Annotated in this window: 15 protein-coding genes; 7 read left to right on the top strand and 8 right to left on the bottom strand. The window is 50.5% G+C overall.

Annotated elements, in window-relative coordinates:
* The first annotated feature begins 110 nt into the window (after window positions 1-110).
* A complete protein-coding gene (locus tag BZJ18_RS05615) occupies window positions 111-1,319 on the top strand; it encodes a GGDEF domain-containing protein (protein ID WP_241824919.1) in 1,209 nt (402 codons plus the stop codon).
* A gap of 5 nt (window positions 1,320-1,324) precedes the next feature.
* Here BZJ18_RS05615 and BZJ18_RS05610 read toward each other — a convergent pair whose 3' ends face one another.
* Window positions 1,325-2,545, bottom strand: a complete 1,221-nt coding sequence (locus tag BZJ18_RS05610; RefSeq protein ID WP_077455662.1) for an MFS transporter — start codon at window positions 2,543-2,545, stop codon at window positions 1,325-1,327.
* A 99-nt stretch (window positions 2,546-2,644) separates the two neighbouring features.
* Here BZJ18_RS05610 and BZJ18_RS05605 point away from each other — a divergent pair, with 99 nt between their 5' ends.
* A complete protein-coding gene (locus BZJ18_RS05605) occupies window positions 2,645-3,526 on the top strand; it encodes a LysR family transcriptional regulator (protein WP_077455661.1) in 882 nt (293 codons plus the stop codon).
* Window positions 3,527-3,654: 128 nt separating this feature from the next.
* Window positions 3,655-5,820: a YgiQ family radical SAM protein gene (locus tag BZJ18_RS05600; RefSeq protein WP_077455660.1), complete on the top strand. Its 2,166-nt coding sequence runs from the start codon at window positions 3,655-3,657 to the stop codon at window positions 5,818-5,820.
* A 78-nt stretch (window positions 5,821-5,898) separates the two neighbouring features.
* Here BZJ18_RS05600 and BZJ18_RS17255 read toward each other — a convergent pair whose 3' ends face one another.
* From BZJ18_RS17255 to BZJ18_RS05590, 3 genes are all read right to left on the bottom strand, one after another.
* Window positions 5,899-6,054 carry a hypothetical protein gene (locus BZJ18_RS17255; protein ID WP_158011253.1) on the bottom strand — a complete coding sequence of 52 codons (156 nt, stop codon included), beginning with the start codon at window positions 6,052-6,054 and terminating at the stop codon, window positions 5,899-5,901.
* Between the two features lie 67 nt (window positions 6,055-6,121).
* The gene (ydiJ, locus tag BZJ18_RS05595; RefSeq protein ID WP_077455659.1) at window positions 6,122-9,217 is read right to left on the bottom strand and encodes a D-2-hydroxyglutarate dehydrogenase YdiJ; all 3,096 of its coding nucleotides are present in this window, start codon (window positions 9,215-9,217) and stop codon (window positions 6,122-6,124) included.
* Window positions 9,218-9,358: 141 nt separating this feature from the next.
* On the bottom strand, window positions 9,359-10,840 hold the full coding sequence (locus BZJ18_RS05590; RefSeq protein WP_077455658.1) for a bifunctional NUDIX hydrolase/phosphatase PAP2 family protein: 1,482 nt from the start codon (window positions 10,838-10,840) through the stop codon (window positions 9,359-9,361).
* A 50-nt stretch (window positions 10,841-10,890) separates the two neighbouring features.
* On the opposite strand from BZJ18_RS05590, the gene BZJ18_RS05585 reads away from it, so the two are divergent.
* Window positions 10,891-12,516, top strand: coding sequence for a VRR-NUC domain-containing protein (locus tag BZJ18_RS05585; protein ID WP_077455657.1), 1,626 nt, complete (start codon window positions 10,891-10,893; stop codon window positions 12,514-12,516).
* Window positions 12,517-12,595: 79 nt separating this feature from the next.
* Here the strand turns inward: BZJ18_RS05585 and BZJ18_RS05580 are convergent, their stop codons facing one another.
* Together BZJ18_RS05580 and BZJ18_RS05575 are read right to left on the bottom strand one after the other, a co-directional pair.
* Window positions 12,596-13,336 (bottom strand): PilZ domain-containing protein, encoded by a 741-nt coding sequence (locus tag BZJ18_RS05580; RefSeq protein WP_077455656.1) that lies wholly within the window; start codon window positions 13,334-13,336, stop codon window positions 12,596-12,598.
* Window positions 13,337-13,437: 101 nt separating this feature from the next.
* Window positions 13,438-14,727, bottom strand: coding sequence for a DUF945 family protein (locus BZJ18_RS05575; protein WP_077455655.1), 1,290 nt, complete (start codon window positions 14,725-14,727; stop codon window positions 13,438-13,440).
* A 307-nt stretch (window positions 14,728-15,034) separates the two neighbouring features.
* Between BZJ18_RS05575 and BZJ18_RS05570 the strand changes: the two genes are divergently transcribed.
* The 3 genes from BZJ18_RS05570 (at window position 15,035) to BZJ18_RS05560 (ending at window position 18,170) form a co-directional block, all read left to right on the top strand.
* On the top strand, window positions 15,035-16,990 hold the full coding sequence (locus BZJ18_RS05570) for an ATP-binding protein (RefSeq protein ID WP_077455654.1): 1,956 nt from the start codon (window positions 15,035-15,037) through the stop codon (window positions 16,988-16,990).
* Complete coding sequence (locus BZJ18_RS05565) at window positions 16,987-17,487, top strand: response regulator (RefSeq protein ID WP_069587088.1); 501 nt, start codon at window positions 16,987-16,989, stop codon at window positions 17,485-17,487. The genes BZJ18_RS05570 and BZJ18_RS05565 overlap by 4 nt, the downstream gene beginning before the upstream one ends.
* 134 nt (window positions 17,488-17,621) lie before the next feature.
* Window positions 17,622-18,170 (top strand): hypothetical protein, encoded by a 549-nt coding sequence (locus BZJ18_RS05560; RefSeq protein ID WP_077455653.1) that lies wholly within the window; start codon window positions 17,622-17,624, stop codon window positions 18,168-18,170.
* Between the two features lie 86 nt (window positions 18,171-18,256).
* On the opposite strand, the gene BZJ18_RS05555 is transcribed toward BZJ18_RS05560, so the two are convergent.
* Both BZJ18_RS05555 and BZJ18_RS05550 read right to left on the bottom strand, forming a co-directional pair.
* A complete protein-coding gene (locus tag BZJ18_RS05555; protein ID WP_077455652.1) occupies window positions 18,257-19,105 on the bottom strand; it encodes a universal stress protein in 849 nt (282 codons plus the stop codon).
* 11 nt (window positions 19,106-19,116) lie between these two features.
* A complete protein-coding gene (locus BZJ18_RS05550) occupies window positions 19,117-20,631 on the bottom strand; it encodes a SulP family inorganic anion transporter (protein ID WP_077455651.1) in 1,515 nt (504 codons plus the stop codon).
* Between the last annotated feature and the right edge of the window lie 26 nt (window positions 20,632-20,657).

Below are 20,657 nucleotides of genomic sequence, written 5' to 3'. Positions count from 1 at the left end.
GTTTGCGCACAAATACCACACTTATGACAATTGAAAACGAATCAAAACAACATCGCGATCATAACAAAAATAGGCGCGCTACCGGAACCTTTGTACACGCAGGAGCAGACATGAGCGCAATGACTGAAAACATGAGTCATGTTGTCTATAAGCTTCAAATCTCCTTTCTCGAGCTTTGGAGCGCAAAAAAGCATGCCAATAGTTTTAACAATACTCGCAGTACCTATTTGCGTAGTCGCTTGTGTGTGCTTTGCTATGTGTGGGCGGCGCTTACCATCGCTTGGTCTCCCGCAGACTTCCTTTTTCTCGGAGACAAAACGATCGCGGCGCAACTTTCCGTTCAGCGCTTGATTCTTGCCGCGTTCCTGGTTGCGATTGGCTTTTCAGTCAATAAAGTGAATAACCTTAAAGCGGCTAAGCTGGGCTTGATGGCGATGGTCTGTGTCACTAACCTTTTTTATTTCTCAGCCAGTCATACATTAGGCTTTCCCTCTGAGAACAGTGTTTTTTCATACAGCTACACCCTATTGCCCATTATCCAAATAGTCATGCTGACGATTTTCCCGCTCACCATGAAAGAGAGCTTAACGCTGATGAGCGTCACCCTCGCCTGTCATTTGTGGGTGGACTCGTTTAGCGGTGTATTGATCAATCCGGATAATATTTCGTCCTACTGGCTACAAACAGTGATTGCCATGATGGTGTTATGGTCACAGCTTTCACAGTTGCATATGATTCTCAGGTTGTATCGCCAAGCCACGCTGGATCCACTGACCGGTATTTATAACCGCCGAATGCTTCTGCAACTGGCGATGCGCGCCTTAGCGATCAGTGAAGACAGGCACTCTCCTTTCTCGGTCCTATTGCTGGATTTGGATAAATTTAAGCGTATTAACGATAAATGGGGGCACTACGCAGGCGATGTGGTTTTGCAATCTTTCACACGTGCCGTGCAAGAGCGACTGCGCAAGTCAGATATTTTTGGTCGCTTTGGCGGTGAAGAGTTCATCGTTTTTCTTCCCAAATGCAATGTCGACAGCGCACAACAGATTGCAGACCGATTGCTGAATGAAATTCGCGCGATGGATGTGTTTATTGACGAAAGAGACGCGCCTCTGAAAGTGACAGCATCAATTGGCATTTCCAGCTATCAAACTGGCGATACCCTATCTTCGTTAATTGAGCGGGCGGATTGCGCACTCTATCAAGCGAAAGCAGAAGGTCGCAACTGTACGCGTCAATATCAAGTCGGCCAGCACTGTCCCAACGATGCCAGAGAAACGGCAAGCTATATCAATAGCGCCCTAGAAACCAGCTAGTGCCATTAATGGCTCAACGCCGTTTCTGATGAAGAGGCGGCGGGTTTGCTTTTTCCCGTTGACTTGTAAAGCGCAAATACAAGTCCCAGCACAGCAAAACCCAAGCTGCACGCAGCGACCACCACACCTTCCCAAGTATAGTGTTGCCAAGCGGCAATCAGGTAAAAGCCCCCCAAGCTGCCACCAGTGTAGTAATGCACCAGATACAAAGCCGTTGCCGTCGCTTTACCCTGATTGGCTTGTCGGCTTACCCAACCATAAGCGAGAGAGTGAGTGAAAAATGCCCCGCCACTAACCACCAGTAATCCAACAATCATCCAAGTGATGTCATGGTGTAAGGTCACTAATACGCCCAACATGGCAACAATGGTGCCAAATGCCATGCCACGAATCGCACCGAACCTAAGTACCCAGCGTCCACTCAATCGTGATGTAACGGTGCCCGCGAGATAACAGATAAAGACCGACGAAACCAAACTCACTGGCAATTGATAAGGCGGCGCCACCAGCCGGAACGCCATTACCGAAAACAAATTGACGAATAACGCAAAGTTGATACCGCCAATTAGCATAGCTAGCCACAACCTTGGGGTACGAAGATGAGATAGCACGCCTCGCGAGTGAGTCAATAACGAGGTATTCCCTTGGGTAAAGTATTGCTGGCGCGGCAATAATTTCGTCACCAAGGCGACGCCCAACAAACTCAATGCGGCCATTCCTAGCACCGCCCCTTGCCAGCCCCACCAATCGGTCATCATCCCGCCCGCAACGCGTCCGGAAATTCCGCCTAGAGAATTGGCACTGATATAGCTACCTACCGCGATCGCAAACGCTTTAGCTGAGAATTCTTCAGCCATATACGCGACCGCAACCGCGGCAAAGCCACCTAATGCTGCGCCCATCAACGCCCGTAACCCAACAATCAACCAAAAGCTGTTGGTTGCTGCCATCAGAAGCCCGATCGCAGGGAGCATCCAGAGGCTGACTAGCATAATCGGACGGCGTCCGAGTCGTTCGGACAATACCGCCCACGGGACGAGTGAGAAGGCAAGACCTAAGGTCGCGGCAGCCAGCAACCAGTTGGCACGGGTTTCACTGATCCCATCGTTGCTCGCAAATACTGGCAACATCGGCTGAAAGAGATATAAGTTGCAAAAAATAAGGAAGGAGCCGAATGCCAGAGCAAAGGCCGTTAATCGGTAACGCGATGAGCCAAGCTCAATCATGACAACCTCATCATCTCATTAAGTTGTGATCATGCTAGCAACGGCAATACGATTAATAAAATATATTAAATTTATATTATCCATATCTATTATTTATACATGGACATTAAACAGCTGCGTTACTTTATTGCTGTCGCGGAGGCGGGGAGCTTTACCCGCGCCGCACAGCAGCTTCACATTGCGCAACCTGCGTTGAGTATCGCGATCAAAAAGCTTGAACACCATCTTTCTATGCCCCTTTTCGTACGTAGCGAGAAGCGGATTCAGCTAACGCAAGAAGGCCAAGTGCTGCTCACTCATGCGCATCGTGTGGTGCAACAGATGCGCGATACGTCCACCGCAATGGATGAGCTAAAAGGGTTGCAAAAGGGCGAGGTTCGGATTGGTGTGCCCGGAATGCTAGGTTCCTACTTTTTTCCGGACTTATTGATGGGGTTTCGGCGACGCTATCCTGACTTAAAGTTAACCATTATTGAAGCTGGCACCCATTCACTGCGAAAGATGCTATTGGAGAGTAACCTCGATCTGGCAGTGATCACCGCCAGTGATGTGCCCTCATCGTTAGAAACCATGCCCCTCATTTCCTCGCAAATGGTTGCAGTGGTCAGTAAGGAACACCCACTTTCAGGGTGCCAAACCCTCGACTATCAGACCTTTTTCGACCATGAGCTGATCATGTTTCGCCCCGGCTATTTCCATCGTGACTATTTGGATCATATTTGCCATCAATACACGATACGCCCCAAGCTGTCTTTGGAAACGAATTTGCTGGCGATGATTTTAAACATTGTGCGTCATGGCGTTGCGATTAGCGCATTGCTAGAGATGGTGACGGAGCATGAACATGGCATTGTGGGGATCCCATTCACTCAGCCGATTAACCTCGATATCTCAATGGCATGGCGTAAGGATGGTTATCTGTCTTTGGCTGATCGTGCCTTTATTGATTATGTAAAAACCCACAACCCCTCCACACAATAGAGTACCCGCTGGGATCATTTGCCCCTATACTCCATGCAGGAATACCGCTAAAATCGCCGGCTAATTTATCGCCCGTCTTGGGGTATCACCCATCCTCAAGGCCTCTGGGCTGACCAAGAGACGATAACGTGACACCAACTGCTATTTACGATTACACCCCCTACTGGGCCGCTTGCTTTGGACCGGCGCCTTTCCTGCCTACAACCCGAGAAGAGATGGATATACTCGGCTGGGACAGCTGTGACATCATCATTGTGACCGGTGATGCCTATGTCGATCACCCCAGCTTTGGTATGGCGGTGATTGGTCGCGCGCTTGAAGCACAAGGCTTTCGAGTCGGGATCATTGCGCAGCCTAATTGGCACAGCAAAGATGACTTTATGGCATTGGGGGAACCAAATCTGTTTTTTGGTGTTACCGCGGGCAACATGGACTCCATGATCAACCGCTACACCGCGGATAGAAAACTGCGTCATGATGATGCCTATACGCCTAACAATGAAGGTGGAAAGCGCCCCGATCGCGCTGTACTCGTATACTCACAGCGTTGTCGAGAAGCGTACAAGCAAACACCGATTGTACTGGGTGGCATTGAAGCGAGTCTGCGTCGCCTTGCCCATTATGATTATTGGTCCGATAAAGTCCGTCGCTCAGTATTGTGCGATGCGAAAGCCGACATTCTGCTGTTTGGCAATGCGGAACGTGCCTTGATTGAAGTGGCTCACCGTCTTTCGCGGGGCGAAGCACTGGCTGATATGACACGGATCGCGGGGACAGCAGTGATGATGAAGCATCCCCCAGAAGGCATGGCCGAAGTTGACTCAACGCGCATCGATAAGCCGGGTAAAGCCATGGTGATGCCGAATCCTTATGCCACCGAAACGCAATGTGAAACCAATAAGAAAGCAGAACCTGACGCAGCAAAACCGATCACGATTCGTCCTTCTCGCCACGATGCGAAAAATACCTATGTGCGTTTGCCATCATTTGAGAAGCTCAAAAACGATCGTATTTTATACGCCCATGCCAGTCGCGTGATGCACTTAGAAGCCAACCCCTATTCAGCGCGGGCACTGGTCCAACAACACGGCGATCAGCTGCTTTGGATCAATCCACCTCCCGTGCCACTGACTACCGAAGAAATGGATTACGTGTTTGGTCTTCCTTATGCACGTGTTCCTCATCCTAAATATGGAAAGGCGAAAATTCCCGCCTACGACATGATCAAAACCTCAGTAAACATTATGCGTGGGTGTTTTGGCGGATGCTCATTTTGCTCAATTACCGAGCACGAGGGACGGATCATTCAAAACCGTTCGCAAGCCTCGATCATTGAAGAGCTCAACGATATTCGTGATAAAGTGCCCGGCTTTACCGGCACCATTTCTGATCTCGGTGGGCCTACCGCGAACATGTACCGTTTAGGCTGTTCGGACCCCAAGGCCGAGCGAAATTGTCGGCGACCGTCTTGCGTGTTTCCTAAAATTTGCGACAAGTTGAACACGGATCATCGTCATACGATTGATTTATATCGTAAAGCTCGCCAAGTCGAAGGGATTAAAAAAGTCTTGATCGCGTCAGGCGTCCGGTACGATCTCGCGATTGAATCGCCCGAATACGTGAAAGAGTTGGTCACCCACCATGTTGGGGGTTACCTCAAAATCGCCCCCGAACATACCGAGAAAAACACCCTCGATCTAATGATGAAGCCAGGTATGGGCGCCTATGAGCGCTTTAAAGCCCTGTTTGAAAAATACAGCAAAGAAGCAGGCAAAAAACAATACCTTATCCCCTACTTCATTGCCGCACATCCCGGATGTACGGATGAGGATATGGTGCATCTGGCATGCTGGCTGAAAGAGAACGACTTTGAGTGTGATCAGGTGCAGAACTTCTACCCATCACCGATGTGTAATGCCACCGCGATGTATCACTCTGAGACCAACCCACTGAAGCGAGTGAAGTATAAAAAACGCGAAGATCTCACCGTCGCAAAAGGCGAGCGTCAACGTAGACTGCACAAGGCACTGTTACGTTACCACGACCCTGCTAACTGGCCACTGATCCGTGACGCTTTGGTACGTATGAGTAAAAGTCACCTTATCGGTAACGGCCCTAAATGTTTGATTCCGAAAGAGGACGCCCCTGCTAAAGTGGGACGTCAGCGCCGTTCTGGACGTCATGGCACCCAGCGCTTTGCGACCAAGCACCCAAATCAACCCGACATTCGTCGCCCCAGCGGTAAAAACCGTGCGTCGGCCACTACCAATAAGCCGTCTCGCAAGCGTAAATAACCGTTTAACGACAGGATAAAAAAACGCCCCAACATCTCGCGATGGGGGCGTTTAATCGTTTGCCGAGCAAATGGGTGATTAACGAAATAGCTCAGCGCCAATAACCAGCAGCGCAAGCACGCCCGCAATACCCCCGACAACCCACGCGATTTTCTTTTGCGTGCCCTCATCAAGGTACTGTGCCGCGGTGATACCAACCAAAACCAGCAAGATGATAACAATCGTTTTAAGCATCTGTTTTGCCTTCGTTTTTAGCCATTATTTCACTGTACGCGAAACCCATTTGCGTGCAAGCTCAATGTTACTTTACGTGTTCAGTATGGACACGATCACTGCGGGTGCACGCTAAACGCAGCAATACCTGCAATGGATGCCGCAATTGTTGCTCGCTAAACCGTTTGACCTGACTGCGACACGAATAGCCCGTCGCGAGGACCCGCTCTGCCGGCAATTCGGCCAACTTGCCTGACCAACTTAAATCGTAGATGGCTTGCGAGGTCTCACGCTTATCGGCTTCGTGGCCATAGGTACCCGCCATACCACAGCATCCAACCGATACCGGTTTTAGCTCGGCACCAAAGTGAGCGAACAATTGTGCCCACTGTTGCTCAACATGTGGCAATTGTGTTTTTTCGGTACAGTGGCCAAACAGGTACCAGGTTCCCGCGTCTATAGTGTCCGCTGGCGGCAATGCTGGCACCACTGACATCAACCACTCGTGACTGAGTTGAACGTTAAAATCGCCTCGTTTTTTGCCCAACGCTTCGCAGTATTCATCACGATAGCAAAGCACCAAGGCCGGATCGACGCCCACTAAGGGTATATTCAGCGCAGCAAGTTGATTAAGAAACGCAGCGGTATTCTGTGCCGTTGCCCCAAACCGGCGTAAGAAGCCTTTCACATGCTGGGCCTTGCCGTTGGGCTTAAACGGAACCAACATCGGCACTTTCCCCAGTTGGCGCGCAAGCTGAATAAGATCATGCACAAGCGGTGCTTCATAAAAGCTGGTAAACGGGTCTTGGACAATCAACACATAATTTTCACGCTCCTGCGCAGACAGAGCTTGCAGCCAAGTTAGATCAAATTTTAGCGCATGATCGCCAGCCAAAGACGCTGCTAAGGTGGGCACCGATAACGCAGGCGTATCAGTATATCCCACCAATTTTGCCGTCAACCCTTGTGCCCAGCTGGGTTGAGTGACGGCGTTTACCAACTTGGGCGCTTTTGCCATCAGGGGCAATAACGTTTCAATGTTCGCCACGAGGTGGTCTTTGATCGGACGCGGGTAGCGGCTGTAATACAATTGCATAAACCGAGAGCGAAAGCTGGGAACGTCGACTTTAATCGGGCATTGGCTCGCACACGCTTTACACGCCAAACAGCCATTCATCGCTTCCATCACTTCGTGGCTAAAATCGTCCGCTTGCTTACGTCGCGTAAAATAGCGGCCAAATTTTTTCATCACCTCACGCACCGAGGGAGATTGCGTCATTAAGGCCTGTTCCACATCGAGCGGATCAACCCCCTGCTCGGCCAATAGACGCAACCATTCCCGTACGATCCCTGCGCGTCCTTTGGGAGAATGGCGACGGTCGTAGCTGACTTTCATCGACGGACACATCGGTGACGCGGTGTCATAGTTAAAGCACAACCCGTTTCCGTTACACTCCATCGCTCCTTTAAAGCTGTCGCGAACCTCAACGGGGATTTGCCGGTCATAAAAGCCACGCTTGGTGTCATCAACACGAACCAACGCATCTTCGCTATTGATAGGCGTACAAATTTTGCCGGGATTCATGCGGTTTTGCGGATCAAATGCCGCTTTAACTCGCCGTAATTGGGTAAACAAGGTGTCACCAAAAAACGCCGGTCCGTATTCAGAACGATATCCTTTGCCATGCTCCCCCCACATCAAACCACCGTATTTCGCGACCAGCGCAACGACTTGGTCTGACAGGGTTTTCATGATTCGCTCTTGTTCCGGATCGCATAGGTCCAATGCGGGGCGAACGTGGAGCACACCCGCATCGACATGACCAAACATGCCGTAATGCAGATCATGGCTGTCTAACAAGGCTCGAAATTCACTAATAAAGTCGGCTAGGTGTTCAGGCGGCACACAGGTATCTTCGGCAAAAGGCACCGGCTTCGCTTTCCCTTTCGTCGCCCCGAGCAGGCCGACCGCCTTTTTTCTCATCGCATAAATCTTGTTGATCGACGCGAGATCACGACAGATTTGGTAGCCAATCACGCCCTGTTGCTCGTGCTCAATCAAGGCATCCAGTTTGTCACAAAGAGCGGTAATTTGTTGGTCAATATCGTCAACGTCATTGCCTGCAAATTCCACCATGTTGATGCCATGCATGGTTTTACCCGGCACATCTTGCAACAAATCACTCACGGTGTGCCAAACAATGTCGTTGCGTGCCAAATCCAACACCTTGGCATCAACAGTTTCGACCGATAACGCTTTGGCCTCCACCATCATGGGCGCATTGCGCAAGGCCGAGTCAAAGCTGTCGTACTTGATGTTGACCAAGGTGCGCACCGTCGGGATCGGAGTAATGTTTAAGGTCGCTTCGGCAATAAAGGCCAGCGAGCCTTCCGCGCCACATAGGACGCGGCCGATATCAAACCGACTCAATGCGTCATCATAGACATGCTTAAGATCGTAACCAGTGAGAAAGCGGTTTAAAGGCGGAAAGGTACGCGTGATCAAATCTCGGTGCTCTCGACACACCGACGAGACAGTCTCTAATGCACGACCGGCAAGATCGTCTCGCTCCATCGCATGATTTAATTGGTCACTATCTAAAGGTTGCGTATCTAACACACTGCCATCGACGAGTACCGCCTTTAACCCCAATACATGGTCAGAGGTTTTCCCGTAACGAAGCGAGCCTTGTCCCGATGCATCCGTATTGATCATACCGCCAATGGTGGCGCGATTACTGGTGGAAAGGTCGGGCGAGAAGAAGAAACCGTAAGGCCGCAGGATGTCATTGAGCTGATCTTTAATCACGCCAGCTTGTACCCTGACCCAGCCTTGCTCTGGGTTTACCTCCAATACCTGATTCATGTGGCGAGAAACATCTACCACCACATGTTTCGTCAGTGACTGGCCGTTAGTGCCCGTTCCGCCACCGCGAGGAGAGAATTTAATCGCATTGAAAGGCGGCGCTTGTACGGTGTGCCCAATGAGTGCGAGGTCGTCCACACTCGCGGGGAAAAGCACTGCTTGTGGCAGTGCCTGATAGACGCTGTTATCGGTCGCCACCGCCAATCGGCTCGCGTAAGTTGACTCAATATCGCCTTCAAAGCCTGCTTGCTGCAAAGCGGTTAGAAAATCAACGACGGCGGACGACAAGCCCGCCTGTGGGTGTATTGCCGGTATCATTGCTGTTCCTGTGCGCAGTATCCACCATGCCTGGTGTGACTTTTTGTTGTGCTGTCACTTTACCTTAACTCTACGCGCAGCCAAAGCGATCACCCATAATTCACCATCAACCCATCACAAAACACCGTTCGCCAAACGTAGCTATAACGATTGCATGCCTATTTTTCGGGCTAACCAACGTGCTAACTCAGGGCTGGCGATCAATGCCCAAGGCGGTATGCTCCAAATTGCCATGCACGTGAAAATCAGCAACACCCAACTGACCCCAGTTAACTGGCTGACACCATAAGCAATACCGAGAATGATCCCCGCGCCGAGAATAATCCACGCAAACGTGAATATTTTTCCGCCTCGTGTTTGTGCGGGTTTACGGGTTGGGAACAGCTTATGCCAAACTTGACCGGTATAAACGCCGGCCGCGAGGGCAGCGAGATACAGCAAATTTGGCAACTTCACCGCTAATGCTGCAAGCGCCAATATGATGCATACCAACAGCCATATCCGTGCGGTATTGAGCAGTGGCCGCGCATTTTTTACCGTCAGACCATCGAGTTTGACGGTCACACTTGCAATGCCGGCACCAATCAAACCGCCAATGATGACATCACTGGCAAAGTGTACACCGAGGTACATCCGATTCAGGCCCATCAATACAATCACTAATACTGTCAGCGCCAACGCTCCATAGGCGGGCGGATGCTCAGCGCGCCGCTTAAGATACCATGCCGTTGTTACCGCTGCCGCCAGTAAGGTGTGGCCGCTCGGTACTGTAAAACCTCTCGCATCACCGATTTTTAACTCGGGCCAAATAAAGAAAGGCCGAGGCATTGCAAAGCCGCTTTTTAGAAGGGTTGATACCGCGGCAGCACTGATCAGCAAAAACAACAAAGACAAGGCCGATTTATGGCCCCTGAAGACCAGAAATAGCGGCACAAAAGCAAGATAGAATGCCGTTTCCCCTAAAATATTGACCAGCCAAAAGACCTGAGTGGTGAACGAAGCCATGGTCTCGCCCATTGCGGCAACGGCTTGCTGAACACCTGAGACTAACCCGTACTGACTCACATAAAAGGCAGGGGCGAGTGCGCTAAAGTCTGCCAACGCGGTCACATCGCTGCTTGGCACTTTATCGACCAACGACCACAGTAGCGCTCCCCTGTCATTAAATCGGTATTGATAGTCTTCAGCGTGCGCTTTGGGTACGAGTCGGGCTTCGTCAATTTCAGAGGCAAAGTTCGGCGCCAGCCACGCAGGCAAGATGCCAGTACCATCCGCTTGGGAGACAACCGGTAATGGGGCCAGGCTGCGACAATCAAACAAGACGCCGCGATGATCCTGATAGCGCACCTTAGCAACATCGACGCGAATAGCGGTCTCTTCAAACACTTCTCGTGCTAATGCTTTTTGCGGGGATTCCGCAAGGCTTACACGGCCGCCCGGTAATCCATAGCGGCCACTGACGCGGTCTTTGACGAGCAGCAAGCGCCCTGCAGGATCAACCACCATACAAGCCACGCCAGCGATCCCTTGCTCAGGTGAAAACGTATTCTCTGCGTCGGCTAACACAGGACTCGACACCAACCAGCTAACAACTGACAATAGTAAGGCGATACTCCATTTCATGCGGCAGCTCCTGAATGCATGTGTCGTAACAAAACAAAAAAGGACAAAGGATGACGCAGCCTGACCCTCTTTCTCCCTATTATTATCATCATAACTTCCTATGCTTGATGGATTTAGTGTCTGAACGTGATTGGGATCTGCTCAATCACGCAGAGCGTCATTGGATCACTACCTTTCAACAGCTTAGCTTTAAGGCGCAATGTTTGCTGATCCGATTATTGATGCGTCGTCATGATTGGTTTGTCGCCGAAAAATTGGTGTATCACGAACTCGGCGACTTGTCTCCTTTACTCGACGAATTAGCCACGCAGGGCTATGTTCGCCTCACCCATCAGGCGGCCACCGAGGTGGTGCTGAATCTCCTGACCAAACCCCAGATGGCTCACGCTTATCCGCAGGCTGACGTGCTCAAAAGCGCCAGTAAAGCGCAATGGCAAGTCGCGATTCAAGCGACTTATGGCGACACCTTGACCAGCCCAACCATGCTCATTGAGTGTCTGCAACCCGAGTTGTTATCCGTATTTTTACTGCTCTACTTTGGTAACTCGCGTCAAGACTTGAGTCAGTTTGTGGTGGCCGAGCTGGGTATTCAAACCTTTGAATCTTACCCGCTCAGTCAATCAGAGCGCCTCTTTCAATGCCGTGAACATATCGACCATTGGTTGCACTTGTCGGCATTGAATGAGCATTATTGGCAAGCGAAAAAAGCCAAGCAACCCGACATCATTCTCGCCCTAACTGACCAGCTTCCTGCGCGGTACGCATGGCCACTACTGGAACGGAAACGCCAACGGTTAGTGAATCGCATTGCCCGTGAACACGAACGCCATGCAAACCTTGATACGGCACAAATGCTCTATCAAACCACCACACAGCCTCCAAGTCGTGAAAGACAAGCGCGGATAGCCATCAAGCAAGACGATATCGACTTGGCCGCCACACTGATCGGCACCGTGTTGCGCGCTCCTCATGATGAGGATGAACGTGACATCGCCTGTCGCCTCGCCAAACAAAAAAAGATCCAACAACATATTGGGCTCCATGAATTGCCTGCGACGCCGATCAGCGAAATACACACAGAGCACCTGGCTTTACCCTTGCACGATCGCGTTGAGTGGGAAGTTGCCGATTATTATCGCGCTCAAGGTTGGACAGTCTGGTACAGCGAAAATTGCTTATTGAACGCACTGTTTGGATTATTTTTTTGGGACATCCTTTTTATGCCCGTCCAAGGAGCATTTCTTAACCCATTTCAACGCGGGCCACGTGATTTATACAGCGAGGAGTTTTGCACTGCGCGCCAACCTGCCATTGACGATCGCCTCAGTGACATAGACAACGCGCGTGCGCTGATAAAGCAGCATTATGCAGAAAAGCACGGCATAACCAATGATTGGGTCCACTGGGGAGTTATCGAATGGCCGTTACTGGATGCAGCGTTACGCGCGCTCTCCACCCACCAACTCAAAGCGTGTTTCGAAAGAATATTGTTTGATCGACGACATAATCGCAGCGGTCAGCCTGATCTTTTTATGTGCCGAGCCGATGACTATCAGTGGGTCGAAGTAAAAGGACCCGGCGATACGCTCCAGCACCATCAAAAACGCTGGCTGCACTTTTTTAATCATCATGCCATCAATGCAAAAGTCATCTATGTGCAGCGCTGCCCGCAGTGATAATGATGCGATTACTGGACAGCGCATGGCGATGCAAGGCCTCGCCTAAAGAGAGTGGAGGGAGCTTAAAGTGACACTGTCACTCATCACTTTCAACGGTGGGATTAAAAATGTAGCGTGAGCCGTCAAAGACTAAGCGTTTAATCAATTCACGACAGTGCTGAAGTCCCGATTGATCAAAAGACAAGCCGTAGCGCTGCATGCCCCACTTTTGTTGACGATTCTCTACTTGTCCACTCAGTACAAAACAGTCATCCCCGTGAGAAGGCCGGACTTGAATCGCGAGTTGGTGCTTCATTTCAAACACGGGAGCAATAGCATCAAAACTAAATCCACAGCCACCGGCGGAGATATCGGTTAGGTTGACCGACAAACGTCGCTTCTCAAGTGGGATTTCACCTTTGACGTTGAGCTCATAACGGCTTTCTTTCCGCTGTTGAATCAGCTTGGCTTGCTGCGGTAATTCCACCAGCATAATCGCGACTGGCGACATCATGATGTGTGAGATCCGTGAGGCAAAACGAATTTTGGTGCCTTCTCCCTCATCCGATACGCCATCAACCGCAATGCGATACCCTTCGACAAAGAACTGGTTTAACTGCTTAATGTTACGGGTGGGAATGGTAAAGAACAGTCGCTGGTCGCCATCAAAGCCAATGAAGGTACTCTGGCAGCTAAAAATTTGCCCAACCGGGGTTTTAATTTGTACGTGAGTGGCGGTGCCATGTTTAAGAAAGCCAACCGCACGTAAGCCAATCACGGCTTCTTCACGCACTGTTTTATACTTTTTGGCTTTAAGATCGGGGAGTGCTTGGGTCATGAATTATCTTATAGCGTTATAGTTATCAACTATTTATACAGCTAGCGAAATAAGGGGTCAACAATGGAGCACACTAAGACTGTGCCCCATCACTGATTGTGTTAGATCATTAACATCGCAAATAGCATCAGCGGCATCGACTCGCCATTGCTAGACACAATTTGATTACCCTCAATAGTGGCAGTGAGCTCAAACTGTCCCTCATTCATCGTCGCGTATCCCGCTTTGATCAACTGCTGTTTTTTCGCCTGCCATTGCGGCTGGCTTAGCAATGCATCTGGCACGGTAATGTCGATATTGCCTGACAAACGGCTGACCAAGGCATTTAAGTCTAACTGCGCAGCGGCTTGTGGGTCCGCTTTGGCTAAGTTCAGCGCAACATTAGCGCTTACATCGCCATCCGGTAAGGTGATGCTCGCCGGTGCAATATCTAACGCTAGTCCTTGCTGTAATAGCGTCATCATCGCTTGATCCAGTGCGTCAACTTGCTCTGGGTTCTCAAGATCAGATGATAGGCCGGCGATGGTCGCCATCGCCTGATAGTCTAGCCCTTTCGCATCAAAGACCAACGCGATGTTGCGCCATTCACTGTTATCCGGCAACGTAAATGAAGACACGGTAATGCGGTTCGCATTATCAATGCGCGCACGCGTGTTTTCGTCTGCATTGACCATCTGGTTGCTGATCTGAATTTGACTTTTTCCGACTCGATAAGCTTGATTGCTGGTATCAACCAGACGCATGCCTTCAACCGAAAATGCCTGCTCACCAATCCAAAGATCATCTTGTAAATAACCCCGTCCTTGACCTTTAGCCGTATCGATTTTTATCTGCTCGCCGTTATCGGCGTTCAGCGCCGCCGCTGGCCAGTTAAAATCGAAGGTAATTTCACCATCGCGTGCCAAGCTCCCCATCAAGGTTAGCTCGCTGGCTGTCAGATTCTTGCCTTCATTCGTGAATGAGAAAGGCGCGACGGTCAACTGATAATCCGACGCTCCTGTCACAAGCGTTTCCATGTCCAATCGGATAGGAGTCGGGTTACCCGGCCATAGGCGCTGGGTGAGTGTTTGTAGATCGGGGGTCAACACTAAGGTATTCGTCGATGATACGCCGAGCACACCATGCGTGATCTCTGAGGAAAGATCATACTCACTGGGCAGGCCCGCTTCTTCTAAGGCTAGTTTGACGTCACCTTTAAAGTGCAAACGCGTCACAGCACGAGAATCAAGGTAACCGCGATGGTATTCCCGTTGTTCAACCGTAATGTCTGGCGAGCTAAATTGTGCCACTTCGCGCTCATACATAGATTGCGCGATTTGACCGGTGGCAAACGGCCAACATGCCGCCACCGCAACAGCGCCAGCCATGGCGCCGTATTTTCCTAGAAACATATCTTTTGCCCTCAAGGCATTCGAAAAGCTCTAGTGTAACCAAAAATAGACGGTGACGATAACACTGACATGAGTCTTTTGGTCGGATGGTTGTTCCACCGCCGTACGCGTAAACGCCGCAGCCAACTCACCACCGAACAGGAAACCTTGATCGAGTAATACTGAGTACAAGGCGTCAGCACATCATGGGTTGGCGCCTATTTTGTGTAAGGATGTGACAAAGTGCGTTATTGTCGACCGATTCGCATCATCGCTGGCTAAATCCGCTTACAATGCAAAGCATTGAGCAGAAATTCAGCGATTCCCTATGAATGCCTACGTGATTTTGTGCGTCGACCACGATCCCATCATTATCGAGAAGCTCACTCACGATTTAGCCCCTTTTCGGGATGTTTTCGATCTGTGTAGTGCCGATAACCCTGATGACGCCAACGCACTTCTTGATGAATGTCAGCATCAAGGTCAACAAGTGGCAATGTTGATTTGTCATAATCAACCCGGTGATGACAGTGGCATCAATATGCTCGTCAACATCGATAATCACCCAGCTAGCATCGGTGCGCGCACTCTATTGCTCAGTGATGCGCCACAGTATGATGCCATTTTGCAGGCGGTGAATGAGGGACGGTTAAACTATTGCATGCACAAGCCTTGGCGTCGGGATGAACTACAACGCGTGGCCGAAAAAGAGCTAACCACTTATGTGTTACGCTACTGCCAGCATGATTTACTCCGCTATGCTGAAGCGCTCGATCACCGCGCCTTGCTTGATGCACAAGTGGAACGCGAAATTAACCAGTTCCAATCTCAACTGTTCTCCCCCTCAAGTAGTGACACCCGCGCCATTGCCGACAAAGTAATTCAAGGTCTCTATGCTTTTTTCGAAGGGAATGATGAAAGCAAAGCGTGTCGCACTTACAGCCCTCACCATGTTCTTACCAAAGAAAATCAACCCAATGCATTTCTCTGGTTTATTGCCGAAGGCGAAGTGGGGTTGTACAAAACCGATGACGATGGCCAAGAGCATCATGTTTCTACTCTAAAAGCAGGCAGCTTGATCGGCAGCATGTCATTTGTCACCGGCGAAGTGTCTTTCTCAACGGCCCGCACCCTGACACGCACCCAGGTGATCAAAATTGACCACGAGCTATTTGCCAAAATCATGCGTAGCCGCTCGGAGCTATTGCCGCTGTTTATCCAGCACCTACTACTGCATTTTAACCAGCGCTTAAAGCGCAGTATTGGCACCGAAATTCAATTGCAACAAACCCTCGCCTCATTGGACGCCGCCAATCAGCAATTGGTCGAGAAGGAAAAAATGGCGTTGCTTGGGCAACTCGTGGCCGGTGTCGCCCATGAGCTAAACAATCCCGTGTCGGCCATTCTGAGAAATAGCGACGCCCTCGGTGATGCATTACAAGCGGTCGCACAAGCACCATTAACGCCTGATAGCCTTGAGCAAGCACTCACATTATTGCAGACGAACCGCGAAGCTACGCCTCTCTCGACGGCTCAAGCACGCACCTACACTCAACACTTAACCGACCAAGTCAGCGAACGTCATCTTGCCCGTGATTTAGTCGGGATGGGACTGTATCAAGCTGATGAGGTCTCGCACTGGCAACAGCAACTGGGCGATGCCTTCTCGCCCACGGTGGAAATCTGGCGACAATACGCCCGCTGCGGCCGCTTGCTGCGTTCAAACCATGTCTGTGCCCAACGCATTGCCGATTTAGTCAAAAGCTTACGCACCTATGCGCGCCAAGATACTGAGCAGCGTCAGCGCACCCAGCTGCTGGAAGGCATTGAAGACACCCTGACCTTATTTGAGCATCGACTGAAACCCCATCAATTGGATAAACGCTACCACCCATTGCCGGAAATTGTCGCCCAGCCCTACGCGCTGGCGCAAGTGTGGACCAACTTAATCGCCAATGCGCTCGACGCCATGCCAGAGCCCGGCACACTCAAGGTACAAACCGACCTTGTCGATAACGATGAAGCAAGTTACATCCAAGTCGCGATTTCAGATACCGGCGTGGGCATGACGCCAGAGCAACAAGAAAAAATCTTTGCCTTAAACTACACCACCAAACGCGAGGGCCACTTTGGCTTGGGCATTGGTCTGACCGTGTGCCAACAAATTATCCAGCAACATGGTGGTGATATTCGTGTGTCATCTGTTCAGCAACAAGGCACCACAATGACAGTGACACTACCCGTTTCGCTCTCCCCTACTACCCGTAAGGAGCCCCAGTTATGAGCCAGTATATGATTTTATGCGTGGATGACGAACGTGACGTGCTTGATAGCGTCATGGATGACTTACAAAGCTTTTCTGATCATTTTGAGTTAGAAGCCGCAGAGTCGGTTGCAGAAGCGCGCGATGTGATTGAGCAAATGGCGGCGCAAGGCACGCAATTGGCACTTATCCTGTGTGATCACATTATGCCAGGTGAACTTGGCGTCGATTTTTTGATTGAGCTGGCGAAACAACCGCAAACCGCAGGGGCGCGTAAACTGCTTCTCACCGGCCAAGCGGGACTGGAAGACACAGTATCGGCGATTAACCACGCCAGTTTACATTACTACATTGCCAAACCATGGCAGAAAGCGACGCTTACCAGCGTAGTCACCGATCAATTAACCAGCTTTATGATTGAGCACGAACCAAATCTGTTGCCATGGACCAGTGTACTTGATACGCCAAGACTTGTGGACGCCATCAACAAGCATAAATTCGAGGTGGGCGGCGAATAAGCGCTTTTTGCCTGAATACCCGCCATTGGGTCAGAAATCGGTAAAAAAGCCACGTCTGCCACACGGATGTGCTTGTTTATTCGTTCAATCGTCTTATAGAATGATTTCAACACCAATAACAAGTGGAATTGATAATGCGTAAATCTCTATTAGCCGGCGCTATTGTCGCTCTGGCCTCATTCAGCGCCGCGGCCAATGAAGACGACGCCAGCCTGAGCACCATGAGTAACTTCAGTTACGATTACGTTGAAGGGCGCATTGGTGTCAGCCCACTCACCTATGGTGCAGGATTTAGCATGTCTATCCATCCTAATGCACACATTCGCGTTGAGGCAGACACCGAGTTTGATTCAGACTGGGATACATCAGCTGGGGTTGGCTTTCATGCCCCGATTAATAACTGGGCAGACCTGACCGGTGAGCTGCTTGCTCGTGGCGTGAACAAAAAAGATTACGACAGTGATGTGGGCCTAGAAGTGAACCTAGGTATCCGTCAGTGGTTGGGTCCACAGGTAGAAGTTGGCGGCCAAATTGGTTTGCTCACCGTTGATGACGAAGAAGATACCTTTGGCTCTGCATACGGCCGTTTCCACGCCACCGAACTCTTTTCTTTGGGTGCCGAGTATCGTGTAAACGAGTGGTATGGCGACCAATTTATGTTTACCACACGCTTTAAGTACTGATCCCCAAACGTACTAAAGACAAACGGTCAACCGATACAAAAAAACCCGCATCATGCGGGTTTTTATTTGCTTGCTATCCGGCGCGGTTAGCGGATCAACAGCATAGGCACCGTTGATTCAACCAGCAGCTTGGTGGTGTTGCTGCCCAAAAAGAACTGACGCAGTTTCGAGTGACCATAAGCCCCCATCACAATCAGTCCAACTTGGTTGGCCGCTTGATAGTCTAGGATAGCGCGGTGCACCTCACCGGTTAACTGCACTTCAACCACATCGACACCCGCCGTTTTCAAGCGCTCTGCCGCACGTTTAAACGCTGCCAGCTTTTCTTGTGAGTCTTCTACCATAACCAAATGACATGTCATCCCTGCCAACAGCGGCGTGCTCAAGGCTTTTTCTACCAACTTTTCGCTGATGTCGCTGCCATCAAAGGCCAATAAGTAAGACTCTGGCGCACTGAACTCACCATTCGCGACCAAGGTATGCGCCTTGATAGAGCGGATCACACTTTCCAGCTGCGATCCAATCGCTTTGGTATCGTTTTGATGCAATTCACCCGATTTACCCAATACCAAAACACGAGTTTGTGGCTCAAGCTCAAGTAATGTTTCTACTAAATGGCCGTGGCGTTGCAGTTTACGCACATCGTCCAGCCCTTTGGCTTTGGCGTCGTCTTCCAGCTCAGACAGCAGCGCTTTGCCGTGTTTCATTTCCAGCTTGGCACGCTGCTCATCCAGCGACACCAGCTCTTGTAGCAATTGTTCACGGCTACCCACGCCCAGGTTGCCTGATAGTTCAGGCTCCGCTTGGTTTGAGGATTTATCCAGCACATGCAAAAGTGTCAAGGGCACAGACAAGCGCTTGGCGGCCCAAACGCTTAAATCTGCGACTTGCTTTGAATAATGCGGGCCATCTACGCACGCGGTAATTTGTTCCATGGTCGGTCTCCTTAGTGGCCACCCATCATTTTTTCTACTTCTTCCGGCTTATCGTGCACGCCGAACTTGTCGACGATGGTCGCCGTCGCATCATTCATACCCACGATGTTAACTTCAGTGCCTTCACGACGGAATTTAATCACCACCTTGTCGAGTACAGACACGGACGTAATATCCCAGAAGTGCGCTGCAGAAAGGTCGATGGTGACACGCTCCACCGCTTCTTTGAAGTCAAACGATGATAAAAATTGATCTGACGAGGCAAAAAAGACTTGGCCAACAACGCGATACGTGCGCTCGTCGCCATTGTCTGCATTGTCGCTTTTGACCACCATAAAACGACCAATCTTGTTGGCGAAAAATAGCGCCGCGAGTAACACACCCACAAACACACCAATCGCCAAGTTATGGGTGAATACAACCACAGCAACGGTCGTCAGCATAACGATATTGGTCGACAGTGGGTGCGACTTCAGATTAATGATGGACTCCCAAGAGAAGGTACCGATCGAAACCATAATCATGACCGCGACCAACGCAGCCATCGGAATCTGGCTAATCCAATCGCTGAGGAACACCACCATGATTAGCAGCAAAGTACCGGCGATAAAGGTCGATAGACGTCCGCGGCCACCCGATTTCACGTTGATAACGGACTGACCAATCATCGCACAACCGGCCATACCACCAAGAAAACCGGTCGCAATGTTAGCCACACCTTGGCCTTTACATTCACGGTTTTTATCGCTGCTGGTATCGGTCAAATCGTCCACGATAGTGGCGGTCATCATCGATTCCAACAGGCCGACCACAGCCAGCCCCGCAGAGTATGGGAAGATAATCGCCAGCGTGTCCCAATTTAGCGGCACGTCCGGCCACAAGAATACAGGTAAGGTATCCGGCAGCTCACCCATATCTCCGACAGTACGTAGATCAAGGTTATATGTCATCGCGATGCCGGTAAGGACCAAAATACACACTAACGGAGAAGGAATGGCTTTACCGATACGCGGGATATACGGGAACAAATAGATAATGCCAAGGCCCGCTAACGTCATCGGATAGACATGCCAGAGGATATCGCCCTCGCGCATGATCTCGGGGCCAAACAGCTCAGGGAGTTGCGCCATAAAAATCAAAATCGCCAAGGCGTTCACAAACCCTGTCACCACTGAGCGCGAGACAAAACGCATAAGGTTGCCGAGTTTTAGATAACCCGCACCGATCTGCAGAATACCGGTTAGCACGGTAGCGGCAAGTAAGTATTGCAAGCCATGCTCTTTCACCAAGGTGACCATCAGCAATGCCATCGCACCGGTGGCTGCCGAGATCATCCCCGGACGACCGCCCACAAAGGCGATAATCACGGCAATACTGAACGAGGCATACAGACCGACTTTGGGATCAACGCCGGCAATAATCGAAAAGGCAATCGCTTCAGGAATCAAAGCCAATGCCACCACGATACCCGCGAGGATATCGCCGCGTACATTGGAGAACCAATCACGCTGAATTCTATCTATCATGAACGTCTCTATAAATTGGGATTAAA

This window comes from Salinivibrio sp. IB872 (assembly GCF_001995345.1).
Classification (GTDB): domain Bacteria; phylum Pseudomonadota; class Gammaproteobacteria; order Enterobacterales; family Vibrionaceae; genus Salinivibrio; species Salinivibrio proteolyticus.
Note: the sequence above shows the minus strand (reverse complement) of the source record. Positions and strands in the feature narration are given on the sequence as shown.

Coding starts and splice junctions, on each gene's coding strand:
- BZJ18_RS05610 (WP_077455662.1), bottom strand. CDS start 2,545: ATGATTGAGCTTGGCTCATCGCGTTACCGATTAACGGCCTTTGCTCTG.
- BZJ18_RS05570 (WP_077455654.1), top strand. CDS start 15,035: ATGAATGCCTACGTGATTTTGTGCGTCGACCACGATCCCATCATTATC.
- ydiJ (WP_077455659.1), bottom strand. CDS start 9,217: ATGATACCGGCAATACACCCACAGGCGGGCTTGTCGTCCGCCGTCGTT.
- BZJ18_RS05605 (WP_077455661.1), top strand. CDS start 2,645: ATGGACATTAAACAGCTGCGTTACTTTATTGCTGTCGCGGAGGCGGGG.
- BZJ18_RS05585 (WP_077455657.1), top strand. CDS start 10,891: ATGACGCAGCCTGACCCTCTTTCTCCCTATTATTATCATCATAACTTC.
- BZJ18_RS05615 (WP_241824919.1), top strand. CDS start 111: ATGAGCGCAATGACTGAAAACATGAGTCATGTTGTCTATAAGCTTCAA.
- BZJ18_RS05565 (WP_069587088.1), top strand. CDS start 16,987: ATGAGCCAGTATATGATTTTATGCGTGGATGACGAACGTGACGTGCTT.
- BZJ18_RS05560 (WP_077455653.1), top strand. CDS start 17,622: ATGCGTAAATCTCTATTAGCCGGCGCTATTGTCGCTCTGGCCTCATTC.
- BZJ18_RS17255 (WP_158011253.1), bottom strand. CDS start 6,054: ATGCTTAAAACGATTGTTATCATCTTGCTGGTTTTGGTTGGTATCACC.
- BZJ18_RS05590 (WP_077455658.1), bottom strand. CDS start 10,840: ATGAAATGGAGTATCGCCTTACTATTGTCAGTTGTTAGCTGGTTGGTG.
- BZJ18_RS05555 (WP_077455652.1), bottom strand. CDS start 19,105: ATGGAACAAATTACCGCGTGCGTAGATGGCCCGCATTATTCAAAGCAA.
- BZJ18_RS05550 (WP_077455651.1), bottom strand. CDS start 20,631: ATGATAGATAGAATTCAGCGTGATTGGTTCTCCAATGTACGCGGCGAT.
- BZJ18_RS05575 (WP_077455655.1), bottom strand. CDS start 14,727: ATGTTTCTAGGAAAATACGGCGCCATGGCTGGCGCTGTTGCGGTGGCG.
- BZJ18_RS05580 (WP_077455656.1), bottom strand. CDS start 13,336: ATGACCCAAGCACTCCCCGATCTTAAAGCCAAAAAGTATAAAACAGTG.